The 14,147-nt window shown below is 65.6% G+C and carries 16 protein-coding genes; 9 read left to right on the top strand and 7 right to left on the bottom strand.

The features are described from left to right. Window positions 1–174 precede the first annotated feature (174 nt). The gene (locus ACWHYV_RS10985) at window positions 175–420 is read right to left on the bottom strand and encodes a hypothetical protein (RefSeq protein WP_447976539.1); all 246 of its coding nucleotides are present in this window, start codon (window positions 418–420) and stop codon (window positions 175–177) included. A 117-nt stretch (window positions 421–537) separates the two neighbouring features. Here ACWHYV_RS10985 and ACWHYV_RS10980 point away from each other — a divergent pair, with 117 nt between their 5' ends. Further along, a complete protein-coding gene (locus ACWHYV_RS10980; RefSeq protein WP_447976538.1) occupies window positions 538–699 on the top strand; it encodes a hypothetical protein in 162 nt (53 codons plus the stop codon). 38 nt (window positions 700–737) lie between these two features. On the opposite strand, the gene ACWHYV_RS10975 is transcribed toward ACWHYV_RS10980, so the two are convergent. Next, the gene (locus ACWHYV_RS10975; RefSeq protein WP_447976537.1) at window positions 738–1,325 is read right to left on the bottom strand and encodes an NAD(P)H-dependent oxidoreductase; all 588 of its coding nucleotides are present in this window, start codon (window positions 1,323–1,325) and stop codon (window positions 738–740) included. A gap of 263 nt (window positions 1,326–1,588) precedes the next feature. On the opposite strand from ACWHYV_RS10975, the gene ACWHYV_RS10970 reads away from it, so the two are divergent. Continuing rightward, the gene (locus ACWHYV_RS10970; RefSeq protein ID WP_447976536.1) at window positions 1,589–1,825 is read left to right on the top strand and encodes a hypothetical protein; all 237 of its coding nucleotides are present in this window, start codon (window positions 1,589–1,591) and stop codon (window positions 1,823–1,825) included. Window positions 1,826–1,835: 10 nt separating this feature from the next. Here ACWHYV_RS10970 and ACWHYV_RS10965 read toward each other — a convergent pair whose 3' ends face one another. Further along, window positions 1,836–2,585 carry an endonuclease/exonuclease/phosphatase family protein gene (locus ACWHYV_RS10965; RefSeq protein ID WP_447976535.1) on the bottom strand — a complete coding sequence of 250 codons (750 nt, stop codon included), beginning with the start codon at window positions 2,583–2,585 and terminating at the stop codon, window positions 1,836–1,838. Between the two features lie 578 nt (window positions 2,586–3,163). On the opposite strand from ACWHYV_RS10965, the gene ACWHYV_RS10960 reads away from it, so the two are divergent. Together ACWHYV_RS10960 and ACWHYV_RS10955 are read left to right on the top strand one after the other, a co-directional pair. Then, window positions 3,164–3,472 (top strand): GYD domain-containing protein, encoded by a 309-nt coding sequence (locus ACWHYV_RS10960; protein ID WP_447976534.1) that lies wholly within the window; start codon window positions 3,164–3,166, stop codon window positions 3,470–3,472. Between the two features lie 235 nt (window positions 3,473–3,707). Continuing rightward, on the top strand, window positions 3,708–4,394 hold the full coding sequence (locus ACWHYV_RS10955) for an SGNH/GDSL hydrolase family protein (protein ID WP_447976533.1): 687 nt from the start codon (window positions 3,708–3,710) through the stop codon (window positions 4,392–4,394). A gap of 53 nt (window positions 4,395–4,447) precedes the next feature. Here the strand turns inward: ACWHYV_RS10955 and ACWHYV_RS10950 are convergent, their stop codons facing one another. From ACWHYV_RS10950 to ACWHYV_RS10935, 4 genes are all read right to left on the bottom strand, one after another. Next, window positions 4,448–4,999 (bottom strand): hypothetical protein, encoded by a 552-nt coding sequence (locus tag ACWHYV_RS10950; RefSeq protein WP_447976532.1) that lies wholly within the window; start codon window positions 4,997–4,999, stop codon window positions 4,448–4,450. A gap of 96 nt (window positions 5,000–5,095) precedes the next feature. Then, on the bottom strand, window positions 5,096–6,379 hold the full coding sequence (locus ACWHYV_RS10945; RefSeq protein ID WP_447976531.1) for an MFS transporter: 1,284 nt from the start codon (window positions 6,377–6,379) through the stop codon (window positions 5,096–5,098). A 127-nt stretch (window positions 6,380–6,506) separates the two neighbouring features. Beyond that, a complete protein-coding gene (locus ACWHYV_RS10940; protein ID WP_447976530.1) occupies window positions 6,507–6,629 on the bottom strand; it encodes a hypothetical protein in 123 nt (40 codons plus the stop codon). A 624-nt stretch (window positions 6,630–7,253) separates the two neighbouring features. Then, window positions 7,254–7,991, bottom strand: coding sequence for an FKBP-type peptidyl-prolyl cis-trans isomerase (locus ACWHYV_RS10935; RefSeq protein ID WP_447976529.1), 738 nt, complete (start codon window positions 7,989–7,991; stop codon window positions 7,254–7,256). Between the two features lie 288 nt (window positions 7,992–8,279). Between ACWHYV_RS10935 and ACWHYV_RS10930 the strand changes: the two genes are divergently transcribed. The 5 genes from ACWHYV_RS10930 (at window position 8,280) to ACWHYV_RS10910 (ending at window position 14,138) form a co-directional block, all read left to right on the top strand. Continuing rightward, window positions 8,280–9,467 (top strand): hypothetical protein, encoded by a 1,188-nt coding sequence (locus ACWHYV_RS10930; RefSeq protein ID WP_447976528.1) that lies wholly within the window; start codon window positions 8,280–8,282, stop codon window positions 9,465–9,467. After that, window positions 9,464–10,195 (top strand): ferritin Dps family protein, encoded by a 732-nt coding sequence (locus ACWHYV_RS10925; RefSeq protein WP_447976527.1) that lies wholly within the window; start codon window positions 9,464–9,466, stop codon window positions 10,193–10,195. The genes ACWHYV_RS10930 and ACWHYV_RS10925 overlap by 4 nt, the downstream gene beginning before the upstream one ends. A gap of 200 nt (window positions 10,196–10,395) precedes the next feature. Next, window positions 10,396–10,644 carry a hypothetical protein gene (locus ACWHYV_RS10920; protein WP_447976526.1) on the top strand — a complete coding sequence of 83 codons (249 nt, stop codon included), beginning with the start codon at window positions 10,396–10,398 and terminating at the stop codon, window positions 10,642–10,644. Continuing rightward, complete coding sequence (locus ACWHYV_RS10915) at window positions 10,634–11,434, top strand: hypothetical protein (protein ID WP_447976525.1); 801 nt, start codon at window positions 10,634–10,636, stop codon at window positions 11,432–11,434. Before ACWHYV_RS10920 ends, ACWHYV_RS10915 begins: the two co-directional genes overlap by 11 nt. A 64-nt stretch (window positions 11,435–11,498) precedes the next feature. Beyond that, window positions 11,499–14,138 (top strand): CBS domain-containing protein, encoded by a 2,640-nt coding sequence (locus tag ACWHYV_RS10910; RefSeq protein WP_447976524.1) that lies wholly within the window; start codon window positions 11,499–11,501, stop codon window positions 14,136–14,138. Window positions 14,139–14,147: the final 9 nt, after the last annotated feature.

Raw genomic sequence — 14,147 nt, 5'->3', positions numbered from 1 at the left:
CCGTATCCAAGTAGGTACAGGTCTCTCTCGAGAAGGCCCCCAACCGGTGGATTTCATGAGGGCACGATGACATTCAGTTGGCGTGAAGCATGCTTAGAAAGCTGAAAGACGCGAACTCATCGAAACCAAGGGAATGAGATGTGGAGCTCCTTCTCCGTGTCCGGTCTCCCGGACTCAATCAACGATCGCCAGCTCGCGATTCTCTTCGCTTGCTTTCCGGGCATCCGCCGGGTGACGCCGATCTCCGTACGCCGCGGCGTGCGTACGTGCACGGTCGAGGTGGTCGATCAGGTGCATCAGAAGGTCCTGGTCCAGGCGCTGGACGGGCTCGTCCTGGCCGGAAGGAAGATACGAGCCCGTTCGGAACGCCGTAGCCTCGGCGCGCCGGCCGAACCCGCGGGCTTGAAAACAGTCGCTCAATCCTCGTGTCCTAGATCGACGCGGAGGACCGGCGGAGCGAAGCCGTCGCAACGCGGTGACGAGCAACCCGCGATGAGGACGCCGCGAGCCAGACCGAAGCGGCGGGAGGTGTGAGGGATGATCTGTCCTGTCTGCGAGCACGAGCCCTTCTTTCACACGGGGGCGTTCTGGCAGTGTGCGCAGTGCGGCTACATGGTGACCAGCCAAGCCATGCGACGCGCCGAAAAGCAGGAACCCCGGCAGGCGATGACCCCGCGGCCGCCTCCGGACCGGCCGTAACGCCCGGCTGATTTCGCCCTCCGGGCCACGGGGTATCCCTACACCGCCCTTCGCCCAAGGTCCTTCATTTTTTCGATCCAGTGCCGCCGCTTGGCCATCTCCACGCCTTCCACCATGCCGATCAAGCTTTCTCGGATCGGCGCAATCCCCGAAAGCCCGAGGATGCTGCGCTCCAAGCTCTTCAGGCCGTGGGCGCGGAAGTACCACCGGTAGATCAGGGCCGGCATGCCCATCGTCAGGATGATACGGGCCGACCTGCCCTTCAGCAGCTTCGGCGGCATCTTGCCGGGACCCGCTCGGCCGAGCGCAAACCCGGGGCGGAAGACCTGCTCGAAGAACCCCTTGAGCAAGGCCGGCATCATGCCGTGCCAGAGGGGGTACACGATGACAAGGTGCCCGGCCCACCGGATCGCCTCCTGCGCCTCCCGGATGCACTCCGGGGGCACCCCACTCTCGAACTCTTCCTTGGTCCGGAGCAGGGGGAAGTCGAGGTCGGCCACGGAGATCGTGTTGACCTGGTGCCCCGCTTCTTCAGCCGCCTGGATGTATGCCTCGGCCAAGGCATGGCCGAGATGGATCTTCCGCCGGTCGGGATGTCCTTGGATGAGCGTGATCCGGGTGACCATGGGTGCTCCTCCCCAGAGCCGACGTGGCGAGGAAACAGATGAATTGCTTTCCGGCATGCTGACGGAGGTGTCTGCCGTTGTCAATTCCGCTCCGGCACAGGCGGCCGGCAGAACTCACGATCTTGATCCGGGACAACGTGCCTTGGTCGGGTCACGCCCTGTCTTCTTCCTCGATCCTCAAAGACAGAAATTCAAGCGGTTCCAGATGGTACGGATGGCCTGGAGCTTGCGACCTCGGGCGTAAAGCGACCAAGGAGGGTGCAATGACGCGCACGATGAAGACGGTAGTTCTCTGCTCGCTCGTCGGCGGCCTGCTCGGGTGTGCGGATACCGGTTCCGACTACCGGAGTGACGCCTATTATTCGGAGAAGCCCGCGACGGTCCGAGAGGCCGAAGCAGTGGACGGCCGCGCCGGCGCATACAAGTCGGCGCCGGGAAGCGGGAGCCCCGGCCAGCTCCGTGCAATGAGGTGCCGAAGACCGGACAACCGGCGGCCCTAAGGACCGGGGCTCATCTGCCCAGCGTCACCAGGAGTCCGAGGTGGTCGGAGAGCCGGGCGCCAACGGGATTCGGCGGAGCGGTCACCAGCTCAATGGCATGGACACGCGACGCACAACTTCGATGAGCCCACACGTAATCGATACGCTTGTCGGGGGCGTTCGACTCAAAGGTATACCCGGGGTCGTGCGGACGGAGCTGGGCCCATATGTCGGTCCACCCTTCGGCCGCCAGGCGCCGCAGCAAGTCCGTGTCCGGAGGGGTATTGAAGTCGCCAAGCATGAGCCACGGCTCGGGCATCCGATGGATGAACGGGAGGGCCGCCTCCACGTTCGCCACGGCCTGAGGGTAGACCCATGAGAAGTGGCAGTTGAAGACCGAGACGGCCGGCGAGCCGAGCCGGGCTGCGAGCACCAGCCGCGGCTCTCGATCGTGATCCGGGCCGGGAGGCAACGCCACGGGAAGCCGGCACGCGTCCACATGATCGAGGGGCAGACGCGAGAGCCAGGCTGATCCCTTCTGCTTTCCCTGGCCGTCGTCGGCGGCGGCAACGAAGTGAACCGCCTTGTACTCCGGCAGACGATCGGCAAGCTGCCCCGCCTGATCCGCTCCGTTGTGCTGCTTCGGGTCCTTTGCCACGGCTTGAAGCGCGACCAGATCGGGACGCCGCTCGCGGAGCACCTGCAGGATCACGTCGCGCCGAACGTGCCACGCCCCATGCTTGTCCTCGTACCCCTGTAGATTCAGCGTCAGGATGCGCATGGTTACGGTCCTCCCGCCTGAGCCAGGATGAGCATCCGGCTCCCATGCCTCATCGCCGCACCCTGTCCGGTCGGCCTCTTCTCCGTCTCTCCATGCTCAGCCACACTGAGGGGTCTGAGGAATCGCCTTGGTCGCGACCACATCACACCGGATGACACGATGGTTGCTTGGGCGGGACCGAGGAAGATCGGGAAGGAACAGGACGGGTCAGGCAACGCCCGACACCCGAGTGGAAGCTGAGCGGCGAGGCGAGTGCGGATTCTGGAGCCCTTCGAGCAATCGGGCTTCACAGCACCGGCAGATCCCGTGCGTCACACCGGTTGATTCGCTCGGGACCGTGCCGAGGATCTCGTTGCACCACGCGCATTGGCGGATCAGCATACCGCAGCATAGACGCAGCCGCCGTGGCCGGGGGATCAGCGGCACGCGGCCCCTTGCGTCAGTGACCGATCTACAGCAAACACCTGGTCCCTACGGCCTACAGCCGAACCGGCTGACGACTTACATTCGAGCACATCCGGACCTGATAAGAGGGTCTCGACACGCGGCGTTGTCCAGCTTCACGAAAGGAGGAGGCCATGCCGATGTACGTCAGCCTCGTGAAATTCACCACCGACGGCGTGAAGACCATGAAGGATCAAGGCGTCTCTCGATCCGATGCCGTGCAGCGGAACATCGAATCGCTCGGCGGCCGGCTGGTCGACGCCTATTACTGCCTCGGCGAATACGACGTCGTCGCCATTCTCGAGTTTCCCGACAATCGCACTGCGATGAAGGCCGCCCTGCTCAACTCGGCCATCGGCCATATCTCGATTACGACGATGCCGGCATTGGCGAGGCGCGAGTGGCGGGAACTCCTTGAGGAAACCTGGAAAGCCAAGCGCTGAAAGCAGCAGCGTCACCGGCGGTCCGGCGCCGGATGACGGTGCCCTCTTTGGACGGCGCCGCGACCGACGATCTGTTCGGGTGCAGCGTTGCTCGGTTCCCGGCCGGGCGCGGTTCATCGGCCCGGTGCACACCGCAGTTGACAGCCGGCCGTTGGATGGTCCGGCGGCTGCGGTGTGTCTCCGGCCGTGCTCGGCCGCTCCAATACACTGCTCACGTTATGATGAGGTGATGATCATGACCCGATCGCGTCTCTTCTCGCTGGGGCTCATCGTTCTATTGTGCGGCGCCCTCCTCGCCTGTGCGAAGGGGCCGCGGGACAGGAAGATCGAATTCGTCTATCTCGCCCTCGGCGCGAGCGACGCGACCGGGGTGGGAGCGCTCCCGCTGACGGAGGGCTACGTCTACCTCATCAAGGCCGAGTTGGACCGGCGGATGCCGGGGGTCTTCCTGCTCAACCTCGGCATCCCGGGCGCGCGGATCGATCTGATCAAGGAACAGGTCCGTCTCGCCGTTCAGGCTCGGTACAAGGCGAATCTAGTCACGCTGTGGACCGGGGGGAACGACCTGGTTCACGGCGACGACCCCACACGCTTTCAGGAGGACCTGCGGTTCATCCTCCAACGTCTCAAGAACGACATCTCGAAATCGATCGTCGTCGCCAATCTTCCGGACCTGACGCAATTGCCCCGTTTTCGCCGCACTCCCAGCCCGGTGGTGACCCTCGAACGCGTGCGTCAATTCAATCAGGCGATCGAGACGGAGGCCCGCGCCGTCGGCGCCACGATCGTGGATCTGTTCGCGCAGCCGGTCCGGGAAGACCTCGTCTTCGACCTCGACGGCTTCCACCCGAACGACGCCGGCCATCGCGAGCTCGCCCGCCTGTTCCTGGACAAGATCTTGCCCTTGCTGGGCCTTCGCTGACGTCAAGAGGGCGCCCTGACTACCAGGCGCATGGCGAACCATGAGGCGGGCCGTCAGCAAGCCCGCGTCCCGGTACGAGGCAGGCCTTCCTTCCCGAGGATGTCCGGATAGTGCCGGGACCCGCATTCCGGACAGAGACCGTGGCTGAAATCCGCCTCCGAATGAGAGGCGATGTAGACCTCCAGTTGCTTCCAATACCCGTGGTCGTCCCGGATCTTCTTACAGTAGACGCAAATCGGAAGGAGGCCCCGTAACATGCGGACCTCCCCTTCGACCCGCTTTCGCGCCAATGACAGGGCGGCGATCACCCACAACACGCCGACCCCGGCGAGCCGATGCCCTATCTGCACGGCCGGCATCGACGCGTCTCGAAGGCCGCCGGCGAGCACGAAGCCCGAGCACAGGCAGGCGATCGCCAGCACGTATCGGCTCTCGGTTCGGGCCGACCACAAGGCGATCCACGCGGCCGGGATGACGTACAAGATCGGATCGAGCCCCCGCGGCAGGAGAAGCACGTCGAGGAGACCCAGCAGGACCGAAACGCCGAGAACGCCCGCCACCGCCAGCAGTCGTCGCATCCGCGTTGCCAGCACAGCGGGCCCCATCGTGTCACCCTCTCGAGACGACGGCCGGCCTCACGGCCGTAACGATCCACTTGGAGCATAGACAGACCGGTCGCCGGCTTCCGGTCCGGTGCCCCGTCAGTGGATCAGCGTCAACGCCTCCCGGGCGGACTTGTCTTTGACCGAGGCGGGCTGCAGGTGGAGTACCGGCACCTTCACGGTCCCGCTGGCGATGCGTCGGTGGAGGGTGAGGCTCGCGACGGCCACGAGCAGCAGCACCACCCCGATGCCCAGGAGCCCGGAGGCTTCACCGACGGACTGCGTCACCCACCCGAACACCCAGATCCCGGCGAGCGAGGTGGTCATCGCCACCGCGGTGTACAACCCCATGACGCGCCCCAGCATCCGCAGGGGGGCCAGCTCCTGGAGGATCCCCCACGCAATCGGAGTGAGCGTCCCGAGCCCGACCCCGACGATCGTGATCAGGAGCACCGCGGATCCGAGCTGCATCACCCACAGAAGGGCGAGCAACGCCGCCCCGGCAAGCGCGCTCGCGCCGGCGATCAAGAGCATTCTTGCCCGCCGCGACCAGTGCGACACCCGCAACAGCGCCAGCGAGACGAGCAGAAAGCCGACTCCCAACGACGACCACAAGTACCCGACCTCGACGGGACCGAAATGAAAGAGACTCTTGCCGAAGACCGGCAGCAAGGTGGTCAAGGCGGCGCTCCCGAACGTATACAGCGACGCCACCACGATCAGCGAGACGATCGCCGGGGAGGCGAGAAACGTGAACCGAACGCCTTCCAGCATGGCCACCGACATACGGTCGTGGCCTCCGGCCGCACGCGGCCGGACGGGTTCGGTGAATCGAATGGGGAACAGCAGGACGGCGCTGGCGAGATACGTGAGGGTGTTCAACGACAAGACCTCTTGGGGGCCCAGGGCGGCGATCCCGATTCCGCTCATGATCGGACCCAAAATGATCCCGATGCTGGTGGTGCTCTGCAGCAGCGCATTCCCCGCGGTGAAGTGCTCCCCCTTGATCAAAAATGGAATCGAGGCGGACAAGGCCGGGGTGAACACCGCCGAGGCCAGCCCGTACAAGAACACGAGCAGATAGAGCGCATCGACGGTGAGCCCGTTGTGGGGAAGCAGCCACGGCACGACGCCCAGGAAGATCCCGCGGAGCAGGTCGGTGACGATGAGGATGGTTTTCTTGGGCAGGCGATCGACGAGCAGCCCGATGAACGGAGTACAGACGATGGAGGAGACCGTTTGGAGAAGACCGATGAGGGTCGTCTTGAGGGCCGAGCCGGTGACCGAATACACGAACCAGAGCAGGGCGAGCTTGGTGACACTATCGGCGATTTGTGAGAGGAGCTGACTCGTCCAGAGGCATGTGAGGTTTCGTGTCAGCAATACGTCCTTTCTCGTGTCGGCCGGCGAGAAGTCACGGCATTCTAGCAGGATGCCGTGATCTGGCAAGATGAGGCAATCACCTAAGCAATCGGCCTAGGCGGTCCAGCAGCCGGAAGCGAGCACCTGCTCAGGCGGCCCGCTTCTTCTCCGTCGGTCCAGGCGGTGCCTTGGTCAACCACAGCACGATCGCCCAGAAGATCCCGCCGAGTCCACCGGCTATCGCCAGCCACGTAATCAATCGGGACGTCATATCCGCCCCCGCTGTCGTTCCATCATAGACCGAATATACGCGCACGCGCGATTGAGGCGTCTGCGTAAGCGCACGGCCGATGCGACTGGAGCGACGGTGGATCGGGAGACGGGGTGAGCAGCAGGAGGAGGTTGAGGTTAAGGCTAGGTTCAGGTAGACAAACCTCACCCTCACCGCTCCCATGAGCGCACGAACACGAGCCGACCGCCTGTGCCACTGCGGCCATCACAAACGCCTCCACAGCATGGTGGCGGGCACGCGCGGGCCTTGTCGTCAGTGCCGCTGCGACCGGTACGTGGCTCGAAGGAAACGAGCGCCCGGCCGGCGGACGGGGTCGCGCGATCGGGGCGACCCCCGAGGTGGGGCGCGGCCCTAATCGGATCCGCCGCCGGTGCAGCCGGTCCGTGCCGCTGTGCCGGCCGGGATCAGGCAGGCCAGAGAGCGTGAAGATGGGCCGGGGGCGCGGGTGAAGAGCGCGCGAACGGCGTCGGCTTTCGCGGCTCGCACCCGGCCAGCATCATTGTCATGGTGACCGCCGCGACAATGCAGGCGGGCAAGGGGCTCGACGGAGCCGGAAGCCATCGCCCGCCTGTGCGTACGGCCGCCATGCCCCCGCCCCCGCGTTCATGGTCCCGCGGCCTTGATGACGTTTTTCACGCGGCTGTCGCTGTTCAACTCCAAGCTCACACGGTCGCCGGCTTGAAGCCCTTGCAACAGGTCGTCCCGCGTGACCCGGAGCGACCAGTTCTCCCCTTCCTGGGTTCGGACCCGAAGCTGGTGGCTCTCCTGGTCCACCTGCTCGATGGTGGCGCCCGTCAAAGTGACGATCGTTGGGTCTTGGGCGGCGCTCGATGCAGCCGGCTGCATCGCGTGGCCCTCCGGCCGGTCCACCTTCAGCACGCGAACATCGAAGACCAGATGCTTCCCCGCGAGCGGATGGTTGAAGTCGACCACGGCCGTCCGATCGGAAATGTCCTGGACCATGAACGGCTGCCCGTGGGCCGTCTGGTACACGTCCCCGACTTTCGCGTCCTGCGGCAACTCCTCGCGGGAGACGCTCATTTTTTTCTGCTCGTCATAGCGCCCGAACCCGTCCTCCGGACCGAGCTCCACCCGTTTCTCTTCGCCGGGCTTCATCCCCATCAAGGCTCGCTCCAACCCGGGCACCAACTGGTGCTGGCCCGGTACGTACTCGCTCACGTTGTCGCGCATGACGAAATGGCTTTCCGGGACCGACAGGGTGAAGGCGATCGTCACCTTGTCTCCTTGACTGATCCCCTCCGACTGCCCGCCTGCTGAGAGGGCCGACGCGGCGAAGACCGTGGCAGTCGCAAGGATCGACAGAACCGTTCGATGTCCCATGGCGCCCTCCTGAATGCAGTGTGAACGTGCGTTCCTCTTCCTATTAGAGCCCGCCGACCTCCGGTGGTATGTCCGCCGTGGAGGCGGCGCGCTGTCCTACCGATCCGCAGGTCCGCGGAGGGACCAGGTCTACGTACACAACCTGCCCGCCACCGGTTCATCCTCTCCTGTCCTGCACCGGCTGATAGGTCGAGGAGCCGCGAACGACGCGCGTCCGCCGGGCGGCTGATAGTCGACCCGGCTCCCGTCCAAGTACAACGAGGGACCAACTGAACACCGAGGAGGACTATGCCACCCGATCTCCTACACGACAAAGGGACGCCGATTCAGAAGCAGACCTTGACCTGGAAGGACATGGTGTCGCGTCCGATCAGCAAGCTGAACGACGATGCGTTCACCCGGGTACGCATCATCTTGATGAACGGCATCGAAATGGAAGCCCTTCGCTTTTCGCACTCATGCGCTCGGATGAATCAGGACCTCCAGCGATCGCTGGCCACCGTCAGACGCATCGAGCAGCACCAAGCGACGATGGTGAATTGGTTGTTGCCCGCCGACCAGTCGCCGATCGAGACGACGATCGCCTACGAACAGGTGGCGATCGAAGTGACCGCGGCGTTGGCGCAGGTCGAGCCCGATCCCTACATCGCCCAAGTCCTGCGCTTCGGGCTGCTCGAGGACTTCGACCATCTGTATCGCTACTCGGCGCTGTTGGATCGGGTCGAGGGTAAGGATGCGAACAACATCCTCCAATGCTACACGGACGTCTTGCCCGGCCGCCCGACCGTCGAGGAGCATCGCGCGCCGGAAGACGATCTGCGCGAGCATTACGACCGGCGCCGCGCCGACCCGGTCACCAAGCTGCACGCGCTCACGATCATGGCCGGGGAACAGCAGACCCACAACTACTACATGAACGTCGGCCCGATCTTCGCCGACCCGATGGCCCGTGCCCTGTACGCGGAGATCGCGTCGATCGAGGAGCAGCACGTCACGCAGTACGAGTCGATCATCGATCCGACGGAGACGTGGCTGGAGAAGTGGGTCCTGCATGAGGCCAACGAAGTCTACAACTACTATAGCTGCGTCGAGCAAGAGAGTAATCCGCGGATCAAGGCCATCTGGGAACGCTTTCTCGACTACGAGCTGGGGCAGCTCCAGTACGCGATGGAGGTCTTCACGCGCATGGAACGCCGCGACCCGGCCGAGATCCTCCCCGGCACGTTGCCTCAGCCGATTGAGTACGCGAGCCAGCGGGAATTCGTGCGCACCGTCCTCCGCGACGAAGTCCACCTGCGGGCGAACGGCACCCAGTTCGTGGACAAGAGTCAGGAGCCGGAGCGATCGCTCGCATACCGCCGCCGGCTCAACGCCGACGGCTCCCCGACCCAGACCGTGGCCGCGGGGTATCGCTGGGCCCCGGGCACCGAGCTCACCGAGAAGACACCCGTCCGAACGATGAAGGAGGCGATATGAAGCTGCCGTCAGACCTCGGCATGAATCGAACCGGACTCGACATGTCGCCGCTCGACACCCAGCCGCTCGTGTCGGCCGCCCGGTCGTCGATCCCGACCTCGGAAGGGGACGAGCAGGCCCTTGCGGCGTTCCGGGCCAGCTATCTCGAGCAGGCCGAACCGATCGGGACCGTCCCGGTCCCCGGCACGTTCAAAGGCCTTGCGCAATCCGCCCTCCAGAAGCTCACGGGCAAGAAACCCGAAGTCTTGATCGACAAGCTCGGCGAGCGGCTGGCCTTCGAGCGGGCCGGCACCCGGCTCTACGAGGCCCTGCTCGGCAAATGCCGCATCAGGAGAGATGAGGCCGCGGCCCTGCCGCTCGAGGAGCTGCAGCACTTTCGGGACGAGGAAGCCGCACACTTCCTGATGGTCTGGAACGTGATCACACGGCTCGGGGCCGACCCGACCGTCCAGACGCCGTGTGCGGACGCGAGCGGGGTGGCCGGGATGGGGCTCATCCAGGTCATCGCCGACCCCCGGACCTCGGTTGTCCAAAGCCTCCATGCCATCCACATCGCGGAGCTCGCCGACCACGACGGCTGGGAAATGCTGATCAAGCTGACCGAGCAGATGGGGTTGGATGAGATCGCCGGGCAGTTCCAGACCGCGCTCGCGGAGGAGGGTCGGCATCTCCAGGCGCTTCGCGACTGGACGACGCGTTCGCTGCTGAGCGAGGCCGGCGTAAGCTGACGCCTCACGAGCCGAGCGCCGACGGCCGGGCGGCCCGGTTCCCCCGGTCCGTCACCTTTTCTCGACCGTCCCCCCCGTGCTCCGGACGGCGGTTCGGCGGGAGCCGTCCGGCCGCGAATGTAGGCTTGGAGAGCCGCCCGTGCGTCCCGCGCCTGCTTTCCGGTTGACGCGCTGTCTCTCGCCTTCTAGAATGCCCGCCCATGCTCGCGATGGTGTCGTTTCAGCAGATTACGCAGATCTTGGAGGTGACCGATCGCCTGGGGCTGAATCGGGAATGGGTGGAGATTCCCTTGTCGCCGGAGACGCCCGGCGCCATCCGGACGCTCCCGAACGGCAAGTTGGAGATCGTCGTCGATGCCGCCCAGCCGTTCGACCAATGGCTGGCCTCGCTCGAGCCCAAGATCCGCGCCGTGCTCCATGGTCCGGGTCATGATGCCGATGGAACCTGATGTTCCTCCGTCGACCGGGCCGTCACCTGTCCCGAATCGGCAGGAGCTGCTGGACGAGCTGCTCCCCTTCCCCGAGCCGCCGGAGCAGCCGCCGCTGCCGGATCCTCCGGGCACCGACAAGGTCATCGCCGAGGCCCTCGGCTACATTCGCGGCCGGCGCGGTGCGGATCTGGTCTCGGTCATCCTGGTGGGCTCGGGGATCCGCCGGGCGCTGACCCCGCACAGCGACCTGAACTTCATCGCGCTCGTGAAAGGACAGGACGAAGGCGAGGAAGTCGTGCGCGTCGCCGACCGGCAGGTCGACATCCGCTATCGCAGCCACAAGGCGGTGGAACAGGAGTTGCCCTTTACCCCGAGGCTTCCCCCGCTGCTGCGAAAAGGCCGGATCCTCTTCGACTACGAGCAGATCGGGGCCCGGCTCGTCGAGAAGGCCGCGCAGCGCTTTCGGCAAGGCCCGAGGCCGGCGAGCATGAACGAGAAGATCCGCCTGAAGGCCGATTGCCTGCACCGGCTGGGGAAGGCGGAGGATGTGGTCCAGCACCCGGCGACCGCCCAATACCTGCTCACCATCTTTTTCGATCACCTCCTTCAAGCCTACTTCCGGCTCAAGGGCTATTGGGTGACCGCGCCCGCCGAGATGCTGAAGTTCATCGGAACCCGTGATCCGGCCCTCGGCGAGCTGTTCGAGAAGTTCCTCACGGCGCCCTCGCTCCCCGAACGGCTGGCCCTCGCGCGCGAGCTCGCCGACGTCGTCTTGAAGGACATCCCGCTTCCCCAGCGAATCGACTAGCCCGGTTGTTCTTCCCTCGTCGTCTCCTGCTACAATCGCAGGGCTCGTCCGCTGGAGACGTCCGGTGGAGCTGATCACGACACACCTCAACGCCGATTTCGACGGGCTCGCCTCGATGGTCGCGGTGCGAAAGCTCTATCCCCAGGCGATCCTGTCGCTGCCCGCCGGGGCGCAGGAAGCGGTCCGCGGTTTTCTCGCCGTCCATGATCTCGGTCTCCGGCGCCCCAAAGACGTGCCGCTCGGCGAGGTCACTCGGCTGATCCTCGTCGATACGCACGACCCCGACCGCCTCGGACCGTTCAAGGGGCTGTATGAAGATCCTCGGGTCGTCCTGGAGGTCTACGATCATCATCCGTCGGAGAAGGCGGAGGGCGAGGCCGGGCGGCGCCCCGCGGTGGAATTGATCGAGCCGGTCGGCGCCACCACCACGATCCTGATCGAGCACCTCATGCGCCGGCAGATTTCGCTCACCCCGTTCGAGGCCACCGTCTTGGCGCTCGGCCTCTATGAAGAAACCGGTTTCCTCGCCTTTACCTCCACCACCCCGCGCGACCTCGAAGCGGCCGCCCACGTCCTGCGCGCCGGGGCGGACCTGAACGTCGTCACGGACACGTTGCGGCGGCCGCTCGCCCCCGACCAGATCGCGTTGATGAACGACCTCCTTCACCACGCCGAGACGCTCTACGTCGACGGCTGCAAGGTCCTGTTCGCGGCGAGCGTGTATGACCGGTACCGGGGCGATCTGGCGGAGGTCGTGCAGAAGCTGGCCGAAATGGAAGGACTCGACGCGACCGTGTGCGTGATCGCGCTGGAGGAGAAGGTCGAGGTGATCGCCAGGAGCCGCCGTGAGGATTTCGACGTCGGGGCGCTCGCGCGCGAGCTCGGCGGCGGCGGCCACGCGGTCGCGGCGGCGGCCACGGTGAAGGGCCGCACGTTGATCGAGGTCCGCGAGCAGGTGCTCGACTGGCTGGCGCACCGCATGCGGCCGATCCTCCTCGCCCGCGACGTCATGACGACGCCGGCGAAGGTGGCGGCCGAGACGATGACGGTGGCGGCGGTCGAGGGGGCGTTGACGAAATATGAGGTGAATGCGATGCCGGTCGTCGATGCGCGCGATCGGTACCGCGGCATCATCACGCGCGAAACCGTGCAGAAAGCCCTCTTCCACAAATTTCACAAGGTCCCGATCGCCGATTTCCTTCAGACGGAGGTCTATACCGCCGGCCTGAGCACACCGTTCCGCGAGGTCGAGCAGCGCATGCTGGAACGCAATCAGCGGTTCGTTCCGGTGCTCGACGAGGATCGCGTGGCCGGGGTCATCACACGGACCGACCTGTTGCGCGCGCTGCATCACGACATCGCCGCGACCACCCGGATCAGGCCGAAAGGCGAGGAGCGGCCCTTCCCCTCCCGCTCTCGGAACGTCCGGGGGCACTTGAAGGCCCACCTCCCGGCGCCGGTCTTCGAGCGGTTGCGGCAGGCCGGCGACCTGGCCGAGCGCCTGGGCGTCTCCGCGTTCGTCGTCGGCGGCTTCGTGCGGGACCTCTTGCTCGGCCGGCCGAACTTGGACCTCGATCTGGTCATCGAAGGGGACGGCATCGCCTTCGCCGAGGCGTTGGCCCGTGAGTGGCAGGCGTCGGTGAAGACCCACGACCGCTTCGGCACCGCCGTCGTCACGTTGCCCGACGGCGTGAAGCTCGACATCGCCACCGCCCGCACCGAGTACTACGAATACCCGACGGCCCTCCCCACCGTCGAGCGCAGCTCGATCAAGAAGGATCTGTATCGGCGCGACTTCACGATCAACACGCTCGCGGTCCGTTTGAACACCCGGCGCTTCGGCGAGCTGCTGGACTTCTACGGGGGGCAGCAGGATCTGAAGGACAAGCTCATCCGCGTCCTGCACAGCTTGAGCTTCGTCGAGGACCCGACACGGGTCTTTCGCGCCGTCCGCTTCGAGCACCGCTTCGGCTTTCGGTTGGGGAAGGAAACCCTTGCGCTGATCAAGGGCGCCGTCAAGATGGATCTCTTCCGTCGCCTGTCCGGCTCCCGGCTGCTGACGGAGCTGATGCTCCTCTTGTCCGAGGAGGAGCCGCGGCGGGCGGTGGCGAGGCTCGCCGAGCTCGACCTCCTGCGATTCCTCCACCCGAAGCTCCAACGCCAACGCCAGCTCGAGGCGCGGCTCAAACCCGTGGAGGACGCCCTGGATTGGTACCGGCTGCTGTACCTCGACCGGCCCATCGAGCGATGGCTCGTGTACTTCATGGCGCTCATGGACCTGCTGCCCCCCGACGCCGTCCGCGAAACCGTCAAACGGCTGCACCTGCGGCAGCGCCACGCGGAGAAGCTCCACGAGGCGCGGACGCATGCGACCGCGATCCTCCGGCGCCTCGGACGGCGGCCTCCGCCGAAGCCTGCGGAAGTCTACCGCCTGCTCGAAGGCCTGTCCGACGAAGTCCTGTTGTTCCTGCTGGCGAAGACGAGCTCGGAGGCCGTCAAGCGGCAGATCTCGGCGTATCTCACGACGTACCGGCAGGTGAGGCCCGCGCTCACCGGCCGCGATTTGCAGGCCGCCGGCGTGAAACCGGGGCCGATCTACCGAGAAATCCTGGACCGTTTGCTGGAAGGGCGTTTGAACGGCGAGCTCACGTCGGAAGCGGACGAGCGAGCGCTCGTCACCCGGCTGATCGCGCGCGCCGGCTGATCCCGACCG

It is taken from the genome of Candidatus Nitrospira bockiana, assembly GCF_965152565.1.
The sequence above is the reverse complement of the archived record's forward strand: the minus strand, read 5'-3'. Positions and strand labels throughout refer to the sequence as shown.

Coding starts and splice junctions, on each gene's coding strand:
- ACWHYV_RS10980 (WP_447976538.1), top strand. CDS start 538: ATGATCTGTCCTGTCTGCGAGCACGAGCCCTTCTTTCACACGGGGGCG.
- ACWHYV_RS10975 (WP_447976537.1), bottom strand. CDS start 1,325: ATGGTCACCCGGATCACGCTCATCCAAGGACATCCCGACCGGCGGAAG.
- ACWHYV_RS10970 (WP_447976536.1), top strand. CDS start 1,589: ATGACGCGCACGATGAAGACGGTAGTTCTCTGCTCGCTCGTCGGCGGC.
- ACWHYV_RS10965 (WP_447976535.1), bottom strand. CDS start 2,585: ATGCGCATCCTGACGCTGAATCTACAGGGGTACGAGGACAAGCATGGG.
- ACWHYV_RS10960 (WP_447976534.1), top strand. CDS start 3,164: ATGCCGATGTACGTCAGCCTCGTGAAATTCACCACCGACGGCGTGAAG.
- ACWHYV_RS10955 (WP_447976533.1), top strand. CDS start 3,708: ATGACCCGATCGCGTCTCTTCTCGCTGGGGCTCATCGTTCTATTGTGC.
- ACWHYV_RS10950 (WP_447976532.1), bottom strand. CDS start 4,999: ATGGGGCCCGCTGTGCTGGCAACGCGGATGCGACGACTGCTGGCGGTG.
- ACWHYV_RS10940 (WP_447976530.1), bottom strand. CDS start 6,629: ATGACGTCCCGATTGATTACGTGGCTGGCGATAGCCGGTGGACTCGGC.
- ACWHYV_RS10935 (WP_447976529.1), bottom strand. CDS start 7,991: ATGGGACATCGAACGGTTCTGTCGATCCTTGCGACTGCCACGGTCTTC.
- ACWHYV_RS10930 (WP_447976528.1), top strand. CDS start 8,280: ATGCCACCCGATCTCCTACACGACAAAGGGACGCCGATTCAGAAGCAG.
- ACWHYV_RS10925 (WP_447976527.1), top strand. CDS start 9,464: ATGAAGCTGCCGTCAGACCTCGGCATGAATCGAACCGGACTCGACATG.
- ACWHYV_RS10920 (WP_447976526.1), top strand. CDS start 10,396: ATGCTCGCGATGGTGTCGTTTCAGCAGATTACGCAGATCTTGGAGGTG.
- ACWHYV_RS10915 (WP_447976525.1), top strand. CDS start 10,634: ATGGAACCTGATGTTCCTCCGTCGACCGGGCCGTCACCTGTCCCGAAT.